This is a genomic window from Paraburkholderia sp., from assembly GCF_035501035.1.
Taxonomy (GTDB): domain Bacteria; phylum Pseudomonadota; class Gammaproteobacteria; order Burkholderiales; family Burkholderiaceae; genus Paraburkholderia.
The window spans coordinates 40,470-62,222 of sequence record NZ_DATJWR010000179.1; the positions used below are offsets into that span (position 1 = coordinate 40,470).

18 protein-coding genes and 1 pseudogene are annotated in these 21,753 nt (G+C 64.2%); 12 read left to right on the top strand and 7 right to left on the bottom strand.

Annotated elements, in window-relative coordinates:
- The first annotated feature begins 1 nt into the window (after window position 1).
- Together VMJ11_RS12695 and VMJ11_RS12700 are read left to right on the top strand one after the other, a co-directional pair.
- Complete coding sequence (locus tag VMJ11_RS12695) at window positions 2–646, top strand: TetR/AcrR family transcriptional regulator (protein ID WP_325619753.1); 645 nt, start codon at window positions 2–4, stop codon at window positions 644–646.
- Between the two features lie 99 nt (window positions 647–745).
- On the top strand, window positions 746–1,672 hold the full coding sequence (locus tag VMJ11_RS12700) for an alpha/beta fold hydrolase (RefSeq protein ID WP_325619754.1): 927 nt from the start codon (window positions 746–748) through the stop codon (window positions 1,670–1,672).
- A gap of 77 nt (window positions 1,673–1,749) precedes the next feature.
- Here VMJ11_RS12700 and VMJ11_RS12705 read toward each other — a convergent pair whose 3' ends face one another.
- On the bottom strand, window positions 1,750–2,493 hold the full coding sequence (locus VMJ11_RS12705) for a response regulator (protein ID WP_325619755.1): 744 nt from the start codon (window positions 2,491–2,493) through the stop codon (window positions 1,750–1,752).
- Between the two features lie 123 nt (window positions 2,494–2,616).
- Window positions 2,617–2,988, bottom strand: coding sequence for a GFA family protein (locus tag VMJ11_RS12710; protein ID WP_325619756.1), 372 nt, complete (start codon window positions 2,986–2,988; stop codon window positions 2,617–2,619).
- Between the two features lie 327 nt (window positions 2,989–3,315).
- Between VMJ11_RS12710 and VMJ11_RS12715 the strand changes: the two genes are divergently transcribed.
- Window positions 3,316–3,684, top strand: a complete 369-nt coding sequence (locus VMJ11_RS12715) for a cupin domain-containing protein (RefSeq protein ID WP_325619757.1) — start codon at window positions 3,316–3,318, stop codon at window positions 3,682–3,684.
- A gap of 39 nt (window positions 3,685–3,723) precedes the next feature.
- Here the strand turns inward: VMJ11_RS12715 and VMJ11_RS12720 are convergent, their stop codons facing one another.
- Both VMJ11_RS12720 and VMJ11_RS12725 read right to left on the bottom strand, forming a co-directional pair.
- Window positions 3,724–5,043, bottom strand: coding sequence for an ATP-binding protein (locus VMJ11_RS12720; protein ID WP_325619758.1), 1,320 nt, complete (start codon window positions 5,041–5,043; stop codon window positions 3,724–3,726).
- A gap of 182 nt (window positions 5,044–5,225) precedes the next feature.
- Window positions 5,226–6,164: a LysR family transcriptional regulator gene (locus tag VMJ11_RS12725; protein WP_325619759.1), complete on the bottom strand. Its 939-nt coding sequence runs from the start codon at window positions 6,162–6,164 to the stop codon at window positions 5,226–5,228.
- A 142-nt stretch (window positions 6,165–6,306) separates the two neighbouring features.
- Here VMJ11_RS12725 and VMJ11_RS12730 point away from each other — a divergent pair, with 142 nt between their 5' ends.
- Window positions 6,307–7,290: an aldo/keto reductase gene (locus tag VMJ11_RS12730; protein ID WP_325619760.1), complete on the top strand. Its 984-nt coding sequence runs from the start codon at window positions 6,307–6,309 to the stop codon at window positions 7,288–7,290.
- A 30-nt stretch (window positions 7,291–7,320) separates the two neighbouring features.
- Here the strand turns inward: VMJ11_RS12730 and VMJ11_RS12735 are convergent, their stop codons facing one another.
- Window positions 7,321–8,259, bottom strand: a complete 939-nt coding sequence (locus VMJ11_RS12735) for an AraC family transcriptional regulator (RefSeq protein ID WP_325619761.1) — start codon at window positions 8,257–8,259, stop codon at window positions 7,321–7,323.
- Between the two features lie 87 nt (window positions 8,260–8,346).
- On the opposite strand from VMJ11_RS12735, the gene VMJ11_RS12740 reads away from it, so the two are divergent.
- From VMJ11_RS12740 to VMJ11_RS12775, 8 genes are all read left to right on the top strand, one after another.
- Complete coding sequence (locus tag VMJ11_RS12740) at window positions 8,347–9,777, top strand: cytochrome P450 (protein WP_325619762.1); 1,431 nt, start codon at window positions 8,347–8,349, stop codon at window positions 9,775–9,777.
- A 471-nt stretch (window positions 9,778–10,248) separates the two neighbouring features.
- Window positions 10,249–10,995: a type VI secretion system Vgr family protein gene (locus VMJ11_RS12745; RefSeq protein WP_325619763.1), complete on the top strand. Its 747-nt coding sequence runs from the start codon at window positions 10,249–10,251 to the stop codon at window positions 10,993–10,995.
- Window positions 10,996–11,547: a DUF2345 domain-containing protein gene (locus VMJ11_RS12750; protein ID WP_325619775.1), complete on the top strand. Its 552-nt coding sequence runs from the start codon at window positions 10,996–10,998 to the stop codon at window positions 11,545–11,547.
- Between the two features lie 100 nt (window positions 11,548–11,647).
- Window positions 11,648–12,235: a DUF3304 domain-containing protein gene (locus VMJ11_RS12755; RefSeq protein WP_325619764.1), complete on the top strand. Its 588-nt coding sequence runs from the start codon at window positions 11,648–11,650 to the stop codon at window positions 12,233–12,235.
- Window positions 12,232–12,864 (top strand): phospholipase effector Tle1 domain-containing protein, encoded by a 633-nt coding sequence (locus tag VMJ11_RS12760; RefSeq protein WP_325619765.1) that lies wholly within the window; start codon window positions 12,232–12,234, stop codon window positions 12,862–12,864. The genes VMJ11_RS12755 and VMJ11_RS12760 overlap by 4 nt, the downstream gene beginning before the upstream one ends.
- A gap of 856 nt (window positions 12,865–13,720) precedes the next feature.
- Window positions 13,721–15,682: a hypothetical protein gene (locus tag VMJ11_RS12765; protein ID WP_325619766.1), complete on the top strand. Its 1,962-nt coding sequence runs from the start codon at window positions 13,721–13,723 to the stop codon at window positions 15,680–15,682.
- A gap of 323 nt (window positions 15,683–16,005) precedes the next feature.
- Window positions 16,006–19,089 (top strand): sensor domain-containing protein, encoded by a 3,084-nt coding sequence (locus VMJ11_RS12770; RefSeq protein ID WP_325619767.1) that lies wholly within the window; start codon window positions 16,006–16,008, stop codon window positions 19,087–19,089.
- 129 nt (window positions 19,090–19,218) lie between these two features.
- Window positions 19,219–20,766 (top strand): methyl-accepting chemotaxis protein, encoded by a 1,548-nt coding sequence (locus VMJ11_RS12775; protein WP_325619768.1) that lies wholly within the window; start codon window positions 19,219–19,221, stop codon window positions 20,764–20,766.
- A 92-nt stretch (window positions 20,767–20,858) separates the two neighbouring features.
- Here the strand turns inward: VMJ11_RS12775 and VMJ11_RS12780 are convergent, their stop codons facing one another.
- Complete coding sequence (locus VMJ11_RS12780; protein ID WP_325619776.1) at window positions 20,859–21,356, bottom strand: FAD-binding oxidoreductase; 498 nt, start codon at window positions 21,354–21,356, stop codon at window positions 20,859–20,861.
- 225 nt (window positions 21,357–21,581) lie between these two features.
- A pseudogene (locus tag VMJ11_RS12785) lies at window positions 21,582–21,753 on the bottom strand (urocanate hydratase); the annotation flags it as partial.

Genomic DNA, 21,753 nt, shown 5'->3' on the forward strand with positions numbered 1-21,753 from the left:
AATGATCATTTCCTATAATCGCTGCATGGCAGCCGAGCAGAAGTTCCCCTCCCCGGCCCGTAGCCCGGGCCGCCCCCGCGAGTTCGACATGCAAACGGTCGTCGATGGCGCGGTACGCGTGTTCCGTGAACGCGGCTATCACGCCACCTCGGTGGGCGACCTCAGCGACGCGACGGGCCTGACCGCGGGCAGCCTCTACAAGGCGTTCGGCGACAAGCGCGGGGTTTTTCTCGCCGCGTTCGATCACTACGTGAGCGTGCGCAACGCCGGATTACGTCAACGGCTCGACAAGGCGCCCAGCGCGCGCGAAAAGATCAGGGCCATGCTGCGCTTTTACGCCGAATCGTCGCACGGCCGCGAGGGCAGGCGCGGCTGCCTCGTGGTTTCCAGCGCGACGGCACTCGCCACGTTCGACGAGGAAATCGCCACGCTCATCGAAGCCACCATGCGCCGCACCGAAGAGATGCTGCGCGAACTGCTTCAGCAAGGCCAGAAAGACGGCTCTATCTCATCGGAAATACATGTGCCGGCCATGGCGCGCAGCCTGCTGGCCCTGCTCCACGGTTTCCGCCTGATCGGCAAATCCGGGCGCACGCAGCGCGAGATGCTGGCCGCAGCCGATGAGGCCATGCGTTTGCTGGGCTGAATTTTTTTGGCCAATTTGGAAATGAATATTTCCTATATAGGACGGCACGATGCAAGCGCGCTGTCGCCTTCACCAACCCTCTCCCAGGAGCTTCACGAAATGAGCACACCCTCGCCCGTCGCCCCACGCATCGTCGACCGGGGTCCGGCTTCGTCGCCCGATTCGATCCTGGCCGGCTTCGAGCATCGCTTTGCGACCATCGAAGGCACGCGGCTCCACTACGTCGTAGGCGGCAAAGCGGAAGCCGAGACGGTCGTGTTGCTGGCCGGCTACCCGCAAAGCTGGTTCGCATGGCGCAAGGTCATGCCGCGGCTCGCTGCGCGTTTCCGCGTGATCGCACCGGACCTGCCCGGCCAGGGCGACTCCGACCGTCCGCCCGGCGGCTACGACACGCTGTCGCTCGCGAGCGCGCTGCACGCGTTGCTCGAGAAGCTCGGTGCGCACCGCTACCACCTCGCGGCCCACGATGTAGGCGCTTGGGTCGCTTATCCCCACGCGGCGCTGTTCGGCGATGAGGTGCTGAACCTCGCGCTACTCGACGCCGGCATTCCCGGCATCACCTTGCCCGACGCGTTGCCCGTGGCGCCCGAGCGCGCGTGGCGCACCTGGCACTTCGCCTTCCATGCGATTCCCGATCTTCCCGAACTGCTGATCGCGGGCAAGGAGCGTGCCTACCTCGACTGGTTTCTGCGCCGCAAGACCGCGAACCCGCAAACCTTCGCCGACACCGACATCGACGAGTATTTGCGCGTGTTCACGAAGGAAGGCGGATTGCGCACGGGGCTGGCCTACTATCGTGCCGCCGCTCTCTCGGCACGCCAGAATCGCGAACTGAGCACGCGCGGCAAATTGCGGATGCCCGTTCTCGCACTGAGCGCCGATCAGGGCTCGATCTCCGACATGGCAGGTCCGCTGCGCGATTACGCCGATGACCTGCGCGGCGCGACGATTGCACACTGCGGCCATTTCCTGCCGGAGGAACAGCCGGCAGCTGTTTCCGAAGAACTACTAAATTTCTTCGGCTGAGCGCAGCGCGCCGGCGTGGGCATGCCCGCCACGCCGGACAAGCGTGCGCCGCCCCGGCCCATGTCGATCGACGCGCCTTACTCCGGCGCCTCGACCGTGCTCACCGCCGCCGAGAACACGTAGCCTTCGCTGCGCAGCGTCTTGATGTAACGCGGCTCGCGTGCCTCGTCGCGCAGGCGCTGGCGCAGCCGGCTCACGAGCAGGTCGATCGAGCGGTCGAACGCGTCGGCCTGGCGCCCCTGAGTGAGGCTCAGCAGCTGGTCGCGCGTGAGCACGCGCTGCGGATGATCGAGAAAAACGCGCAAGAGCCGGTATTCCGCGCCGCTCAACGCTACGATCGTCCCTTCGCTGTCGAGCAGATGGCGGGCCGTGGTGTCGAGCCGCCAGTCGCCGAACGCGAGCAGTTGCGCCGACTCGCTCACCTCCATGCCAGGCGGCAGCATACGGGTGCGCCGCAGCACCGAGCGGATGCGTGCAAAAAGCTCCCGCACGGCGAACGGCTTGGGCAGGTAATCGTCGGCACCCATTTCCAGGCCGACGATGCGATCCGTCTCCTCGCTGCGCGCGGTCAGCATCACCACGGGCACGGCGCGGAACTTGCCCGCACGCAGCTCGCGGCAAAGCACGAGGCCGTCGTCGCCCGGCATCATGAGGTCGAGCACGATCAGGTCGGGCGCACCGCTTTCGAGCACCGTGCGCATCTCGCGACCGTTCGCAGCCAGTGAGACGCGCAGGCCGTTCTTTTCCAGGTAGGCGCCAACCAGTTCGCGTATGCCGCGATCGTCATCGACGATCAGGACGTGGTCCATCTTTTCCGTCATCGGTTCTTGCCTCCTTGCGCCCCCCGCGTGTGCGGGTTTCCACGATGCTCGAACAGTACACCGGATGCACGATCTCCGCAGCCAGCCCGCCCACCGCGAACAACAGAATGGCGAACAGGCGCTTCATGCGTCATCGACCACGGAAAGGCTCGCGCCGTCGGCAACCGAAGCCTCGAGCGCATACGCGTCGACGCCCTCGAGGCAGCCGAGATTGACGCGCCAGCGCGTGGCGTCCTTGCGGGTCTGGTGAAACGGATAAATTCCGCAGTGCTTGCAGAAGTAGTGCTTCGCCACGCGCGTGTTGAACTGGTACAGCGTGAGCGAGTCTTGGCCCGCGAGAATCGTGAGGTTCTCACCGGCGAACAGGGGGCTCATCAGCGCGCCCTTGCGGCGGCACAGGCTGCAGTTGCAGCGCACGGCCGGCTCGAGCTCCGTGCGAACTTCGAACTGTACCGCGCCACAATGACAGGATCCCTTCAAACTCGTCGCGCTCATTTCGTTTTCCGATCAAAAAATGGGTTGAACCGCTTTATAGCGCAAGCCGCGCGCGGCTCCGTATCGCAATGTATCTGCCGCGTGGGTAGACACAAAACATTGCACCCGCCGCGCGAATCGCTACGCATCGCGAACGAACCGCAGCCATGCCAAACCCGCACCGCACAGCCTGATTCAGGGCGACAATGTGCGCTGGCGAACATTCGGCGCACCGCATGTCGACCTGAAATGGCCGGCAATGGCCACGAAACCGGCTGCCGCCGCCATGCCGGCATCTTCCATGCTGGCCCCCGGCAACGAGCGCGAAAAGGCTCAAGGAGGTCCCTCATGAAATGTCTGCGCATTTATGCCGACGCACAGGGCGAGTCTCACTTCGAGGACATGGACATTCCGCTTACGCCGCTCGAGCTCTTTCCCAACATCCCGCCCATTTACCTTTCGACCTGGGAGCCGGCGAAGTCGGTACGTTTCGGCTGGGTGCCCGCGGGGCTCAAGGAGGCGGACTGGCACACCACGCCGGTGCGCCAGTTCGTGATCTGGATGACCGGCTGGGTCGAGTTCGAAACGAGCGACGGCGAGACGCGGCACTGCGAGCCGGGCACGGTCGTGTTGTGCGAAGACACCGTGGGCAAGGGACATCGCTCGCGGCACCCCGACGAAGGTCAGTTCAACGTCTTCATCCCGCTCGCTTCGTGAGCAGGCAAACCGCGCCGGGCGAGCCGGCCAGGCCGGGACTCAGGCATCCGCGGCGCTCGCGAGCACGAGCCGCCCTTCCAGGCCGCCTTCCGGGCGATTGCGCAGCGTGAGCTGCGCGCCCATCGCCACGGCGAGCTGGCGCGAGATGGCGAGGCCGAGCCCCGTGCCGCCGGTGCCGCGATTGCGCGACGTTTCGAGCCGGTAGAACGGTTCGAACACCTTTTCGAGCGCCTCCTCCGGAATGCCGGGACCGCTGTCGAGCACCGAGATCGTCACGGCCTTGTCCTGCGGCGACGCGCTCACCTCGATGGCCGCCGTGCCGCCGTACTTCAGCGCGTTGTCCACGAGATTGCCCACGATGCGGCGCAACGCCTGCACGCGCGTGACGATCGCCATATTCAGGCGGCGCTCGAACGTCACGGGCGACCCGGCATCCACGTAGTCGCACACGAGGCTGTCGAGCAGCGCGTCGAGATCGACGCGGCGCGGCGCTTCGTCGGTGCCGTGCAGCGTGCGCGCGTAGGCCACGCCCTCCTTCACGAGCTGCTCCATCTCCCGCAGGTCCTGCGTGAGCTTCGCGGCCTGCGCCTCGTCGTCCATCTGGTCGACGCGCAGCCGCATGCGCGTGATCGGCGTTTGCAGGTCGTGCGAGATGGCCGCGAGGATCTGCATGCGCTCGGCCACGTGCGCCGCGATGCGCTCCTGCATGGCGTTGAACGCGCGCGCCGCCCGCGCCACCTCGGAGGGGCCATCTTCTTCGAGTCGCTCCGCCTTCAGGTCCGGCCCGAGCGCGTCGGCCACGCGCGCGAGCTCATGCAAGGGCTGCGTCGCGACGCGCACCGCGAACCAGCAACACACCGCCAGCACGACGAGTTGCGCAACCAGCACGACCGGCAGCCAGCCCGACAACGGCAGCGCGGCAAGCGGACGGTAATCGATGGTGAGCGGCGAGCCGTCGGAGAGACGCAGATGGATCTGCAGATGTTCGCCGTTGCCCGGCACGGCATTGGCCGTCAGCGCATTCCGGTCGCTGATGCCGCTCGCGATGGCCTGCGCCACGTCCTTCGAGCGGCTCGCGTTGGGCGCCTCGCCTGGCGTGCCGGGACCGAGGATGAAGCTATAGCTGCGCCGCGCGAGTTGCGGCAGCCACGCCGCGCGCTTGTCCGCGGGCAGATGGTCGAGCAGCGCCACGGAGATGGCGACTTCGCGCGCGATGTAGTTGGTCATCATGTTCGCGGTGGCGTCGTCGCGCTCGGCGAGCGTGAGGGCGAACGAGAACACCTGCGCGAGCGCGAGGCCAACGCAAAGGATCAGGGCGAGACGCGCAAACAGCGTGCGCGGCCAGTGGAGCGCCTTCATTGCCGCACCGCCGCAACAAGCGGTACGCGGCGGCGGGCCGCAAAACCATCGGCGTACATGAACGAACTCCGTGTGCAGGGACAGTTTGGGTTATACCGCAAGCCGCGCGATGCTTTGTATCTCACTGTATCGGCTTGGGCTGGGGACACAAAACATTGCAGGCACGGCGGTTTGGTGGCGTTTCACGCGCCCGGTGCCGCGCGTTCATCGCGCGAATGCTTCGCCGAGTCATCCGCCCACTCCCGCACCGCCTGCGCGAACAGGCGCAGCGCCGCGGGCGGATGGCGATTCGCCGGATAGTAGAGACAAAGTCCCGCAAAGACCGGCCCCCGCTGCGGCAGCAGGGACACGAGCCGCCCGGCCGCCAGATGCTCGGCGACGAGCGATTCGGGCACCCAGGCAACGCCGATTCCGGCGAGCGCCGCCTCGACCATGAGGTTGAGATTGCCAAGCGTGAGCGGACCGTCCACGTCGATGCTGGCGCTTTTGCCGCGCTGCGCAAAATCCCAACGGAACAACGCGCCGCTCTCAAAGCGAAAACGGATGCACTGGTGCTGCTCGAGATCGTGCGGCGCACGCGGCGGGGCGTGGCGCGCGAGGTACGCGGGCGACGCCACGGCGCCAAAGCGCATGTCCGGACCGAAGCGAACGGCGATCATGTCGCGCGGCACGTCTTCGAGCACGCGCACGCCGGCATCGAAGCCCGCGGCCACGATGTCCACGAGCCGCGAATCGACGACGAACTCGACGCGAATGTCCGGATAGCGCGCCACGAAGCCCGGCAGAACATGGCGGATGAGCGGGAGCGCCCCCGACTCCGAAGCGCTGATGCGGATCGATCCCGAAGGCCGGTTGCTCGCCGTCGCCACGTGGTGTACGGCGTCTTCGAGATCGGCCATCGCGGGCCGCACGCGGTTGAGCAGCTGCTCGCCCGCCGCGGTCAACGCCACGGAGCGTGTCGTGCGGTTGAACAGGCGCACGCCGAGCTTCGCTTCGAGGTTGCGCACGTTGTGGCTCAACGCGGAAGGCGAGACGCCCAGCACGCGCGCCGCGCCGCTGAAGCTGCGCTGCTCGGCGATCGTCACGAAGGCCGTTAGTTCGGATAAGCCGGTGCGCAACATTTGTGAATTCCTCTCAATACCCCGTGCAAGTCTAGCGGGATTGTTGATCTCCAGACAGCAACCTACACTCAGTGGGATCGATGGCGAGTCCCGCACGAAACGGGGCGCCAGCCAATCCAGTCCACCCCAACAGGAGCAACACATGCAAACACGCACACTCGGCAAGAGCGGCCTCGAGGTTTCGGCCATCGGTCTCGGCTGCATGGGGCTCAGCTTCGGCTACGGGCCGGCCACCGAAAAGGCAGCCGCGATCCGCCTGATTCGCACGGCGTTCGAGCGCGGCGTCATGTTCTTCGATACAGCCGAGGTCTATGGCCCCTTCGTCAATGAGGAACTGGTCGGCGAGGCGGTCGCGCCTTTTCGCGACCAGGTGGTGATCGCGACGAAGTTCGGCTTCCAGGACGGCGACTCGAAAAAACCCATGGACAGCCGCCCCGAGCGCATTCGCGCCGTGGCAGACGCGGCACTCAAGCGCCTGAAGACCGATCGCATCGATCTGTTCTACCAGCACCGCGTCGATCCGAACGTGCCCATGGAAGAGGTCGCCGGCACGGTCAAGGAGCTGATCCGCGAAGGCAAGGTCAAGCACTTCGGCCTCTCCGAAGCCGGCGAGCAGTCGATTCGGCGCGCCCATGCGGTGCAGCCCGTGGCTGCGCTGCAAAGCGAGTATTCGCTGTGGTGGCGCGAACCGGAACAAAAAGTGTTGCCGGTTCTGGAGGAACTCGGCATTGGCTTCGTGCCGTTCAGCCCGCTCGGCAAGGGCTTTCTGACCGGCGCGATCGACGAACGCACCTCGTTCGACAAGAGCGACTTCCGCACCCTCGTGCCGCGCTTCTCCGAAGAGAACCGCAAGGCCAACGCGGGCCTCGTCGACGTACTCGGCCGCATTGCCGAAGGCAAGGGCGCGACGCGCGCACAGATCGCGCTGGCGTGGCTGCTCGCGCAAAAGCCATGGATCGTGCCGATACCTGGCACGACGAAGCTTTCTCGGCTGGAAGAGAACGTGGGTGCAGCCGACATCGAACTGACGGCCGACGATCTCGCCGCCATCGAAGCGGCGCTGGCACAAATCCAGGTGGTGGGCGACCGTTATCCGGCGCAGTTGCAGCAGCGCGTGGATCGCTAGCGCGGTGCCACGGCGAGAAGGTGGGGCGGGTCACACCCATAACCGGTACATCCAGAACGACTCGTCCTCTACATAGCGCTGCGCGAACGCTGTCGGCGAGAAGCCGGTCATGCGCGTCGTGGTACGGCTCAGGTGAGCCTGATCCGCGAAGCCTTCGTCGTGGGCGAATGCGGCCCAGTCGAAGGCATCGCCGGCCGCCAGGCGATCTGTTGCCGCAAAGTACGCGCCTTCGGCCTTCACGAGCGATTGCCACTCGCGCAGCGAACGCCCGCTGTACGCCTTGATGCGGCGCTCGACCTGACGCGCGCTATGCGTGCGCCCCCATTCGCGAGCCTGCCAGGCGAGACGCCCCACCCAGCGGCGGCCCGCCTCGCGCAGCGTGGCAGCAGCGGAGCGGCGGCCGCGAACCGCCGCCCAGCGATCAGCGAGTTGCTGCTCCAGGACGGCTAGCGCTTGTGCATCATCAGCAGTGCAAAGCAGTGCGTCCAGAAGCGGGCGCCATTGCGGCCCGAGTGCCGCGCGAGCGCACAGAAAGCGGTCGTGGAGCGCCGCCGGATCTACGTCGAACAAGGCCTTCGCGGCATCGGCTGCGAAACACACCATGCCGCCGAAGCCCGTGGTCGGCGCCCAGCTCGTGGTGGGCCGCGACTGGCTGCCCGAAAGCGTGAGCGGCGTACCGAACGGCCGCCAGAGCGTGCCGCTCGCGGACACCTTCACGAGCCCGGCATCCAGCTCCCGGTACCATGAAAGACACACGAGCGTAGAGGCCGGGAAATGCGAGAGGCGCTGCGCGTCGCTCAGCTCGAAGCCGCGTGTGTCACGACAGACAACGGCCACGATGGCATCTTCCAGCGATCGGGGCGCCGGATAGAGCCGGGTATGAGGGCCCTGACCGCCGCGCAGCGCTCGGGGCGCGCGCGCCCAGCGGTCGGGGCACGATATCGGCTCGGCTGGCGGGATGGAGGACATGACGGCGCAGTATAGGCGAGTGCGATACGTGCGTCGATGTCGTTTGCGTTCAAGACGCCGCGCGCCTGACGGTGTGCAATGCACGACATGAACACGCCAACGACATCCCAATGCCCGTTTCATGCGAAGCGCGATGCCACGCGCGACGGGCACCGCCCCCCTCCCTCGCACCCGCCGGCCGGCACGTGGCCACCCGGGCCGCCAGCCGGCCTGACCGGTTGGCGCCTGCTGCGCCGCATGTCCCGAGACCTGCTCGGCACGCTCGCGCAATGGCAACACACCTACGGCGACATCGTGCACGTGCGCACGTTCCCCGAGCACACGATCGTCCTGACCGACCCACAGCTCGCACGCGAACTGCTGGTGACGCATCACGACTCGCTGATCCGCTGGGAGCGCGCAACGAACCTGTTCGCCCAGTTACACGGCCACAGCGTCCTGACCTCCGAAGGCGATGCATGGCGTCACAAGCGCCACACGTTGCAGCCGGGCTTCACGCCGAAGGCAGTGCAGACCTTCGTGCCGAGCGTCGCCGCGGCGACGGCCGCCGCGCTCGACCAGTGGCCTTCGCACGACTCGCGCTGGCCCGTAGAGAGCGCGCTGACTTCGCTCACCATGGACGTGATCGTGCGGATGATGTTCTCGGAGGCGATCGGCGAACACGCGCGTCTTGCCGAACATGCCGTGCGCATGGCGAGCGAAGCGGCCAACGCCGAATTCTATTGGCCCGCCAGCTGGCCCGACTGGATGCCGTGGAAGCGCGCAAAGCGACAGGCAATCCGCGTGTTGAAGGCTCTCGTCGAGCGGCACCTGCAAGCACGCCTCGCGCTACCCGACGATGCGTGGCCGGACGATCTGCTCTCGCGTCTTTTGCGCCTGCACCGCGAAAGCGCAGCGATGTGGCCGCTCCAGGCAGTGCGCGACGAATGCATGACGACTTTCCTCGCGGGCCACGAAACGACGGCGGCCACGCTGACCTGGTGGGCATGGTGCATGGCCGCGAACCCGCAGGCACAGGCCGCCGCGCGTGTGGAAGTGAGCGAAGTCCTGCAAGGTCGCGTGCCTGGTGCAGATGCCCGGACCACTTTGCCCTGGCTGACCCAGACGCTAGAAGAAACGCTGCGCCTCTACCCCGCCGCTCCAGTGCTCATCAACCGCCGTGCGCTGCGCCCGATCGAACTGGGTCCGTGGCGGGTGCCGGCGCGCACGCTGTTCATGCTGCCCATGCAGTTGATGCAGCACGACGCGCGCTGGTTCCCGGACCCTACCGCTTTCAAGCCCGAGCGCTTCGCCCGCGAGGCCGCGCATGCGGAACGCGGAGCGTGGTCGCCATTCGGCGCGGGCCCGCGCGTCTGCCTCGGGCAACACTTGGCCATGGCCGAGATGACGGTCATCGCCGCGATGCTGTTGCAGCGCTACACCCTGTCGGTCCCTGAAGACATGGCTGCCCCGCGAGCCGTGCTCAAGGTGACGCTGCGGCCGGAGAAACCGCTGCATCTGGCGATCGCGGCGGTATAGTCGGCTCGACCCGGGCCGTTCAGGTCCCGGCCACCACCGCGCGCTACACTGCTTCGGGCCCCTCTCCTGCGCATGCGTGATCTGGGTCGACTGCGCCCAGTCATCGACACCCGCTTCACCAGTTTGGCTTAACCGCCTGGCGCAAAAGAGCTTGGCGTTTTCGCGGGCGCTGTATCGCAAGGATTGCATCGGAGATTCAATCAGTTGGCCCCTGGATTTCGCATCATGACGCAATAGGACTGGTCCTAACATCGATGCTTACTCCGGTTTTCTCAATCTTCAGACGAATTTCGTCGCTATTCCCTGTTTGACGCTAGCCTGCAACGATTTCATTTTTTCGGAGTGGGTGATGGCAGTTGATAAGGATGGCGAAGCGATAGGTGCTGGTGAGGTAGCCGGTGACGGCGGCATGCGCTTGCGACCACCCGGCGCGTTGCGCTCCCCCATGCGTGCATAGGCGACGCCTCACCCATGGACCCCAGGCTCTTCGAGGCCTACCTCCGCGAACTGCGTTACATGACAGCGCGGGCGCAGGAATTCGCCAGCGAACACCTCAAGATCGCAAAGCGCCTCGGCATGCTCGGCAACCGGCTCGGTGGCAAGGACGAGAACTCGAGCATCTGGGTGCGCGTGGCGTTGCCCTGGCACGGTGGGCCGCACAGCTTCATCGCGGTGCCCAGAATTGGCGACGAGGTGACGATTGCCTATCACGAGGGCGATCCGGACAAGCCGTATATCGCGGCAAGCAAGGTGAACCAGTTCAACCAGCCGCCGTTCGACCTGCCGAAGAACCAGGCGCTCACGGGACTGGTGAGCAACAGCCTCGATGGGCGCGGCAACAACTTCGTGGTGACGGACGACACGCCGGGGCAGTTGCAGGTGCAGGTGGCGAGTGACCAGGCCAGTTCGCGTCTCGTGCTCGGCTACAACACGCGGATTGATTACAAGGCGGGACGGCAGGGTGCGCGTGGGCTTGGGTGGGAGCTGGCGACGGATGCATGGGGCGTGCTTCAGGCTACGCGGGGCATGCTCCTGACGACCGAATCCCGCGACGGGGCGTCAGGTGCAGCCAAGGACATGCGCGGGACGGCTGACCGGCTCGAGCAGGCGCATCAACTGCATGAGGCGCTGGCAAAGATCGCGCAGCAGAACGAAGCGCAGGATGCGGACGGCCACCAGTCCGATATTGCGGACACGATCGCGTCGCAAAACGAATAGATTCGCGGCACCACCGTCAGCCGCGATAACCCGTTCCCAGAGCTTTCCGAACCGCATCTCGTCATCGACGGCAAGGCAGGTGTCGAGGTCACCACACCTGCGACCGTTCACGTGGCGTCGCAGCAGGTTGCGGTTACGACTGAAGGCCATATCGGTATTGCGAGCGGCCGGAGCTTATTCGCGACCGTGCGCGACACGATTCGCCTGTTTGCGCAGACGTCACCCATACATCTCGTGGCCGCAGCGGGCGACATCGTACTGAATGCGCTCACGAAGTCGCTGATCGCGCGGGCGCAGAAGCAGATCCTGTTGGAAAGCGATGAAATCGTTCTGCGCGCGAAGACGACGTTCCGCGTCGAGGTCAACGGCAGTTTCCTGAACATGGATTCGAGCGGGATCGTCAACGGTACGGCTGGAAAGTTTCTCGCGTATGCGGCAACACATGGGTTGCCTGGTCCGAAAGATCAGGCGGTCAATCTTTCGGCCAAACAAATATGTATTGAGTGTCTGCTCAAGGCAGCTGGTGGCAGCGCGGTCGTGGTGCCTCGATAACGATCTGAATATTTGGATGGTGAGATAGGTATGACTTGCGGGCGCATGCGTGTAACTAAAACATCCGGCAACGTTTGGGTACGAAACAAGGAAAGCGAAAGTGCAGAAGACAGACGGGTTACGGCGCCTCGTATTGGGCGTATTTCTCGGCTTTCTTGTGATTGCCATGTCGGCCCGCAAAGGCGATGACGACGCTCCTCCTGATGGACTGCTGGGAGCCGGCACGAAGGCGCTGAACTACACGCCCTGGTATATCCATACGTTCCAGATTGAGGGGCCATCTGGAAGCAGGATCGGCGGCGGAGGTCCCAATGTCTTTCCCGCGGACGCTGCAAGTTCTCCATCAGGAGGCGGCAAGGAGATGTGCTGCGCCACGGTTCCCTATATCTGGCAGCCCGACCTGAAACTGACGGTGCGCTGGCTGGCTTACAAGAAGCAAAACGGCAGCGCACAGACGTCCTGGTACAGGGCGGAGAACGTTCGTTTTGCGAAGTATGACGGAAAAAAGATGGGAAATGTATGGGCGATATTTTTGCCGGGCGACAAGATCCGTCTGATGATCGCTGACGGAAACAGCTCTGGAGGAAACGATCTCGATCACAGACCGCCGGATGACGATCCGTATGTCGTGCAAGGCACGATCAATCACGAATGGAACCGGCTGTACCGCGAGGGAGGTGAAAATTGAGTCTGAAATGGGCTGATGAAATGCCGCAAGGCGGTCGCATCAAGAATAGCCAAATGGCAGCGAAAACGGGAAAAATCCGGACGACAAGCGGAACCGGAACTTCATGCCAGAAGACACTACAGATCACCTTATTCTTCGACGGCACGAACAATAACGATGACGTAGAAAATGATGTATGGCGTGACTCGCGAGTCCATACATATACTAACGTCGCAAGGCTTTTCAATGCCGCACGAGTCGATGAGGATAACGGAATATTCCGATTTTATATACCGGGCGTTGGTACTCCGTTCAAACAGATTGGCGAAAACACTTATACGACGTTGGGAAAATCGTTGGCAATGGGCTTCGGTGCGCGTTGCGTCTGGGGATGTACGCGCGTCCTGAATGCGGTGTACTCGTCCATCGCTTCAAACTCCGGTAACGAACTTATTCTGGGTCCCGAGGCGCTCGCGCTCTGCCATGCCGTCTCCGATGGTAAAAAGGTTCGGCTTGCCCGCTATGTCGACCGTCTTGGTGCGGCGCATCGCCAGGCTGTAGACGAGGGGGCGCGGCCGCGCACGATCGAGAAGGTATGGATCAACGTTATCGGCTTTTCGCGAGGGGCAGCGCCGAAACGCGCACCGTGATCTTGTCGGAGAGTACCGTCGTGCCGCCCGCGACGCAGTTGAACCGACGACACCGTTTCCATCGGGCCGCGGCCAAAGCGCCGCAACGCGATGAACGCCTGCCTTCTTCTTCGCTATCGATGGCATGCAGATATGGGTCGATGTCGCCGGACGGTATTACCGCCATGTGCCGCATGATTGTCTGCGCATCGACAATCCAAAAAAAAGGGAACACACGCAACACCGATTATTTGAATTTAATTACAACCCCGACCCGAAATAAAATCTAAACCATTTTAAAAGGGGAAGTATTGACAGATCGACAAATTACTCCGAGCCCCTTCAGATCGGCGCGGAGCCGCCGTTATAGCCAGCAACGGCATGTACTGCCACCTATCGATCCATCAGGCATTGCAGCCGCGTTTCAAGGTAATTAATACCTTTTCCTTTCGGAAATTCGCCAAGTTTCGGTAATTGAAACTCGCTGGCTTTCGTGTGACATTTTGTTACGTCTAATTTTCACAACATTGGGGGAATAGTCGGTAACATCCGCCGCGCGTCTGACTTTAAGCATTGGCTACGTACTCTTCGTCCGAAAAATAGCGCACGTCTCCCCTCCCCTCAGGGATCCAGCGCCAGGCCGAAATCCCAACGGCGCAGCCGCCGCAAGGGCGCATCACTCGCCCGTGCGAAAGCGAAAAGAACAGATACGCCGGTTCGTGCAATAGCTCGAACCGCACGGCGAACGTTGACGGGTGCAGGGCTCATCCAGCCGATGCGCCGCGCCCGCCACAAACCCTATTTCTGACCCTCAGCCAGCACTGAGCGCGCAACGCGTGCTGTAGCCGGCTGGGCGTCGCTTTGCCTTTTTCAATCGATGAAGCTCTTTTATCTATTGCTGTCGTCGTCGCTGGTGCTGGCGGCGTGTGGCGGCGGCGGTTCCGGGGACGCCAGCACGGGTGCGGCGAATGCCAACACGGGTGCGGCGAATACCAACACGGGTGCGGCGAATGCCAATGCTGCGGCCAATCCGCAAAACGCAGGCGGCACGACCGCCGCAACTGCGAACACGCTCACACCGGGCACGATGACTTGTGGTTCCCCCGCGGTATCGAGTGCCACTGCCACCGGCACGCTCGTCTCGGCCGATACGCCGAGCGCGCAAAGCGGCCGCATCTTCGCCTCGGGCACCGCGTTTCCCGTTGCATTCGTCACCAACGCGCCTTCAGCCGACACGCTGGTCTGGTCGATCGCCGACCAGCTCGGCAAAGTGGCCGCGAGCGGCAGCGTGCCCGTGACGGCGGGTCCCGTGACGACCACCCTGAGCTGCACTTCGACGCTCGCAGGCTACTTCGCCGTGTCCGCGACGCTCGCCAATGCCGGCGGTCAGATTCCCTCCGCCGGCACCCGCCCCGCAGGCAATGCGACCTTCGGCGTGCTGCCCAACCTGGCGGGCATCGTGCCTGCCGTCACGTACGCGCATCAGGACCTGCACCGCTTCGGCATGCAAGGCGAGGAAGACAACGGCTCCGTGCTCTCCGCGCTCGGCATCTCGTGGACGCTCGACCATCGCGATCTCTATACGATGGAGCCCAACGGCCCCAATACCTTCAATCCGTCCGCGAACAACCTCGACCCGTTCTTCACCACGGGCAACGTGATGCGCCTCATCCGTCTGGACGGCATTCCCGCCTGGGCCAGCCCGACAAACGCATTCGAAGACGAAACGCTCCCCCCGACCAATCTTTCGTACTACCAGGACTACATGAGCCGGGTCGGCACGGAATCGAATACCATTCGCACGACTTATTTTCCGAACCAGTCGGCCAACTACTATCAGGTCACCTGGGAGCCGGACGCGCAATGGGCTGGCACGAACGCGCAATTCGTGCAGTTGTACCAGACCGTCTATCAAGGCCTGCACTCAACCGACCCTCACGCGGTCGTGATGGGACCCACCGATACGTTTCCGTCCTCGACCGCCAGCCAGCTCCAGGCGCTCGCGCCGCTCGGCTATGCGCAGGTCATCGACGGTGTGACGACGCATGGTTACTATGACGCCAACGGCAGCTCGCCTTCCTACCCGCCAGAACGGCTCGCGGGCGATCCTTCCACCGCATCAGGCTCGCTGATCGGGCAGATGCGCGCGCTGCGCAGCGAAATGGCCACCGCCTACAAGCCGGGCATGAAGCTGTTCCAGACCGAGGTGGGGATCAGCTATGACTCGGGCGCGTCTTACGGTCCCAACTATCCGACTGCCAACATCCTGTTTGCGCAAGGCGCGGTGGTGGCGCGCAGCCACATGATCATTCTCGGCGAAGGCGCCGATCAGACCTGGGTGTTCTACGGCGCGGATTTCCCGGGCCTCGTGGGCTACGGCACGTTCTTCGATCTGGCCGACGCCCAGGGGCAGTACGGCGCCCAGAACATCAGCCCCAAGCCGGCGGCGATGGCCGTAGCGGCGATGACGCGCATACTCGACGGCACCAACACGCTCGGCCCGGTGAACGGAACGCCTTCCGGAGTGTATGCCTACGCGTTCCAGCAGTTGAACGAGGGTGCGGTAATCACGGCGCTCTGGACGCACAACAACAACGTGTGGAACGCGAGCACCGGTTTCAGTTCGACCTATAGCGTGCCCTATAGCCTCGCAGTGGACGCACCCGGCACGAACGGCACGGTCACCGTGCTCGACGAAATGGGCAATCCTTCGACGATGAGCTACACGAACGGCAGCCTGTCGCTGAACCTGACCGAATCGCCGGTGTACGTGATCTCGACGAATGCTGCGGTGGCCAGCGCAAATTCGACTGTCCCCACGGGCTACGTGAGTAATTGACGAAGCTTGAGGCGTTTGGACGGCGGCCCTGGTTCCTTCGTCCATGCGCCTCGCTCGCCAGTTTCGGTGAGCGTTGACTCTAGCCGTATTTCCTCCCCCTGACACATACGCGCCGCACGCGGATTCAACGCGCGGCGCGTCCCTCTAGCCTCCCGGGCGGCTCCAGGCACCCCCTCAAGTTTTCCCGCGTCGCTGCCGTTATGCCATATGCATTTCGAAGGTGGAACAAAGCGATGAAAGCACGCGGGGCAGCAGATCACAGGGACGATAGCAGCGAACGTCCGGCTTTCGACAGACGACGCGCATCAACTTCTTCCGCGACATTGCGCACACGGCTCGTTGCCGGGCTCGCCGTCGCCCTCATCCTGACCGCCATCGCGCTCAACACGGCACTGGCGCTGCATCAAACTGAGGAGCAAAACCGCGCGCTCGGGCAGCAGCACTCCGCCGCATCGGTCAAGCACAATCTCGACGCGCTTCAGGACGCCTTGCTCGACGAGCACGAGCAGCTCTATACCGTGATCGGCACGCGGCCTTTCTATCGAAGGCCTGCGTATATCTATCCACTGCCTGCGCTGATCGACTACGCAAGCGCGGCGCAAGCGTCCTGCGGCGCCGGGCCGCGCTGCGTCGCGTTGCTCGACGAGCTGAAGGACATGATTCAGCACCTCGGTCGGCTCTCCAATGAGCTTGCGATGCGCGCGCAATTGAAGCCCGGCAGCGTGACGATCGGCGCGCCCATGCTGGGAGAGCTCGATGCCCGCTTTTACCAGACGCTGCAAAAGATCGACGAAGTGCGCATGGCAGAAGACGCGCATCTCGACACGTCGGTCAGCAAGGTCTCGCACGACGCGGAAGTGGTTTCCACCCTGCTGCTGGGCTCGGGACTGGCCGCGGCCTGCCTGCTGCTCGCGTTCCTCTCTCGCAACGCGCGAATCACGAAGTCGCTGCGTGAGGCGCTTCACACGGCCGATACCAACCGCGCGAAATACGAGCGCCTTTTCCGGCAAAACCCGTTGCCCATCTGGATCGTCGATGACGAATCGAGCCGTATCGTTGCCGTCAACGAAATGGCCACCAAGGCCATGGGATATCGCGCCGAGGAGATGCTCGGCCTGACGCTGGCCGATCTGCGCGTGGAGCGCAATCCGTTGCATGGCGCTGCGTTCCCGGAGCCGCGTGCGCCGGACGACGGCCTTACAGGCATCTGGCCCCATCGCACGAAACACGGCGAGCTTCTCTCGATGGTGGTCTTTCCGCTGCGCACCGAATTCGACGGCCGGCGCGCAACCCTGTGCGTCATGGAAGACATCACGAACCAGCTCGCCGCGCAGGACGAACTGTTTCGCTCCATGCAAATGCTCGAGTACGTCCTCGACAACATTCCGGCCGGCATTGCGTGGAAGGACTCGTCGCACCGCTATGCTGGCGGCAACGAAATCTACGCGCGCGACGCAGGGCTTGCTTCGCGCAAGGCGCTCGTCGGCCTCACCGACGAGCAGCTGCGCTGGGGGGATGACCCAGAAGCGGTGCGTGCGGAAGACATCAGGATCATGGCCGGCGAGCTCGTAAAAAAGCGCATGGAACGGCCGGCGATCGCGGTCGACGGCAGCACCGTCTGGATTGCGGAGACGAAGCTGCCGCTGATCGATCCGTCCGGCAACGGCGTGGGCGTGCTGACCGCTTACGAGAACATCACAGCCACGCGCGAGTCGCAGCTTGCGCTTCGCTTGCAGGGACGCGCGCTCGATGCGAGTACCAGCGGCATCGTCATCGCCCTGGTGAATGATGGCGTCCATCCCGTCACCTACGCCAACCACGCGTTCGAGAAAATGACGGGGCTTCGATTCGAAGAGATAGCGGGCGCGGATTTTGGAACCCTGTTCGCCGGACAGCACGCCGCCGACCATTGGCGCGAAGTGCAGGCCGCGCTGCAGTCCGACGCCGAAGCGAACATCACGCTGCAATGCCGGCGCAATGACGGTGACATCTACTGGACCAACATGCTCGTGGCGCCCGTGCCCGACCCGAACGGCAAGGTCACGCACCACGTGGCCATCATGAGCGACGTCACCGCTGTGATCCGCTATCAGGCTGAGCTCAAGCATCAAGCCGAGTACGACCCGCTCACCGGCCTGCCCAATCGCAAGCAACTCGACGAGCGGCTTGCCGATGCGTTGCGGCGCGCGGCGCTGACCGACGAAACGGTGGCCGTCATCTTCCTGGACCTCGACCACTTCAAGGAAGTGAACGACTCGCTCGGCCATCGCGTCGGCGACGCCTTGCTGGCCCAGATCGCCAGGCGCCTCGAACGCGTCGTGGCCGGGTCGGGCACGGTGGCACGCTATGGCGGTGACGAATTCATGGTGATCGTCGCAGGCCCCAGAGGCAGCGATGTCGTCCCGCTGCTCGACGCGTTGCTCGCCGTGATGTCCGAGCCGGTGCGCGTGGCCGGGCACGAGCTCTTCGTCGAAGGCAGCATGGGCATCAGCGTCTTCCCGTCTGACGGCGCCGACGCAGACACCTTGATCCGCAACGCCGATGCCGCCATGTATCTCGCGAAGCAGAATGGCAGAAATCAATACCAGTTCTATCGGCCGGAGCTGAGCGAAGGCGCGGCTTCGCGTCTGCGGATATCGACACGCTTGCGCCGGGCGTTCAAGCATGGCGGGCTCAGCGTGCTGTATCAACCGCAGTTCGACATGGCGACCGGCGAGATGAACGGCGCCGAGGCGCTCCTGCGTTGGACCGACGCGGAGCTCGGTGAGGTCTCACCCGCAGTCTTCATTCCCATTGCCGAAGATACGGGGCTCATTCGAGGCATTGGCGAATGGGTGCTGCGTGAGGCGTGCAGCGAGGGCGCGCGGTGGAACAGCACACCACGAAAGCGCATTCGCGTTTCCGTGAATGTCTCACCGCTCCAGCTCGAACACAGCGACCTCGTCGACCAGGTCAGTAGCGCACTGCGCGACGCCGGGCTCCCGCCCGAGTTGCTCGAACTCGAAGTCACCGAGGGTGCGCTCATGCGCAATGCGGACCATGCCGCCAGAACGCTTGCCAGGTTGCGCGACCTGGGTGTGCGTATCGCAATCGACGATTTCGGCACCGGCTATTCGAGTCTCAGCTATCTCAAGCGTTTTCGGGTGGACCGCCTCAAGATCGACCGGGAATTCGTGAAGGAGATCGGCCACGACACAGAAACGGAGGCCATCACGCTCGCGGTCATTGCCGTGGCGAAGGCGCTCAATTTCGAGCTGATCGCCGAAGGCGTGGAAACGAGCCGGCATCGCGACTTCCTGCTGCGCAACGGGTGCACACAGGCTCAGGGCTTTTTGTACAGCCGCGCAATCAGCGCGCATTCCATCGCCCAGATCCTTTCGGCCGAACCCGTCACAAATATTTCATGAATCGCGCGCCGGTTTTGCCGTAAAAAGACGCGCTGCCGGCACGGCTGGCATCTTCAACGTATTCGCCGCAGCGCTGTTTCCAGTGGCGCGTAGCGATTCGTAGCAGCACGTCACCCCATCGAGTTTTCCATGCGCAAGCTAACCATCAAAGCCCGTCTTCTCCTCTTGAGTATCGCGATCGCCGTCGTCTCCCTGGGCGTCGGGGCGGTCGGCATGATCGGCGTTTCGAAATCGATCGATGCCCTGCAGCAGATGTTCGAGGGACGCGCACAGGCGCTTCAGGCAGTATCGACGATCAATGAGCTGGTCACGGAAACGAGCTTCTCGGTGAGCGACGCCATTCTCGATCCATCGGCCCAGAAAACTCAGCTCGTCTCAACGAGCACGGCCAACCGCATCGATCTGATCGACGCGCTCGTGAAGCAGTATTTGTCGCGCAGCGTTTCGGAAGACGGGCGCAGGCGCGCCGAAGAGTTTGCCGCCAACTGGAACACGCTGCGCGATAAGGGCCTTCGTCCCGCCGTCCAGTTGCTGCTTGCGAACAATCTTTCGGAAGCGCAGTGGGTGCAGACCCAGACCATCGACGCGCTTTCGAAAACGGTCAAGACGCAAGGCGCGGAACTGCGCAAGCTCGAGCTGGCCGAGGCGCAATCGGAGTACGAACAGGCGCGCGAGACCGGACATCTCGTCGAACTCGCCATGATGGGCGTCATTGTCGTTGGGCTCGTGGTGGTTGCCGTGCTTTGCGCCTCGATGGCGCGCAGCCTCTTTCGCGAACTCGGCGGCGAGCCGTATGTCGCAGCAGATGTGGCGAACCGGGTGGCAGCGGGCGACCTTTCGGTCGACGTGGCGATCAAGCCCGGCGACAGGCACAGCGTGCTCTACGCGATGAAAGTCATGCAGGAACGCCTCGCCTCGATCATAGGCGGCATTCGTCACTCGGCCGAAACCATCGCAGAGGCCACGACGGACATTGCTTCGGGCAACAGCACGCTGGCGCACAGAACGGAAGCACACGCGCAAAGCATTCAGCAGACTTCGGCGAGCATGGAAACGCTCGCCTCCATGGTGAAGGCGAATGCCGGGCACGCGGCGCAGGCCCGCACGCTCGCCGGCATCGCGTCGTCCAAGGCGGGCGAAGGCGACCGGGCCGCGCGCGACGCAGGCGAGCGCATGCGGGCGCTAGCGCAACGCTCGGCCCGCATCCAGGAGATCACCTCCGTGATCGATGGCATTTCGTTCCAGACCAATCTGCTTGCGCTCAATGCCGCAGTGGAAGCGGCGCGCGCGGGGAGCCAGGGCCGGGGCTTCGCGGTGGTCGCCCAGGAAGTGCGCGCGCTTGCGGACCGCAGTTCCAGCGCGGCGAAAGAGATCGATCTGCTCATCAAGGAGATGACGGCCGAGGTCGATCTGAGCGGCGTGGCGGTCGAATCCGCGGGCGCGACCATCGTCGAGCTGCTCGGCGCCGTGCGTGGTGTGGCCAACCTCGTCGAGTCGATTGCCGAAGCCTCGCAACAGCAAAGCGCCGGCATCGACCAGGTCAACGATGCGGTGAGCGTCATGGACCGGGTCACGCAGCAAAATGCCTCGTTCGTGCAGGACGGCGCGCAAGCGGCGAACGCGCTGAAGGCGCAGGCCGAGACCTTGCGCTCGACAGTGCGCGCATTCCAGCTTTGAGCGCAAAAGCGTCGACGCGAGGGCAGCCAGCAACGGTCTCGCGCGCCGCCGCTTCCCTTTGATCGCGTTGCATCGTTGGGCTGACTCCGGGTTCAGAACCGATCGACACGGAACGGTCGCGGATCCACGACGGTTGGCGTGCCCGTCATCATTTCGGCGATCAGGCGGCCCGTGACCGGCCCGAGCGTGAGGCCGTGGTGCGCGTGTCCGAATGCGAACCACAGATCGTCATGCTTCGGTGCGGGGCCGATGATCGGCATCATGTCGGGCGTGCGGGCTCGGCGGCACGCAGCGCCGCGGCATCCAGCGCCTCGTCGCTCACGCCGTATTCGCGCTGCCAGCGCTGCGCCTCGGCGAGCGTGGCCTCCATGGCGCGCGCACTGCGAAAGACCTTCATCCAGCCGTTGATGCGCAACAGTGCCTGCGCGCCCGCCGCCTCGTCCGTCGTGCGGGCGTGAATGCGTCCGCGCATCGGCACCATCCGCTTGCCGGTAACGCCGTCGAGTTCGACCTTGGCGATGTCGCGTTTCCCGATTACATCCGCGACAGCGGCGAGGAGTTCCTGCTCCTCCTGCGCGGGTAACTGGAATTGCACTTTGAAAACGGCACGATGTACAGGCTCTCGCCCGGAGGCGGCCTGTACTTCGATAGCGCCGTGGGGCATGTGTACCTCAGCACGGGCAAGGAGGACGCCGAAGTGCTGATGTGCTGCGTGGATACCGATTCGCATCGGCTGCCCGAAATGTTCTGAACGCTCGCGGGCGTGGCGCGCGAACGTGTGGCGTCGCCGCGCCCACGCGGCGGCGCCACATCGCTCATCGGCCGAGCATCGGCAGCTTGAGCCCTGCCTCGCGCGCGGTCTGCTGCGCGAGTTCGTAACCGGCGTCCGCGTGGCGCATCACGCCCGTGGCCGGATCGTTGAGCAGCACGCGGCCAAGCCGCTCGTGCGCCGCCTGTGTGCCGTCCGCCACGATCACCACGCCCGAG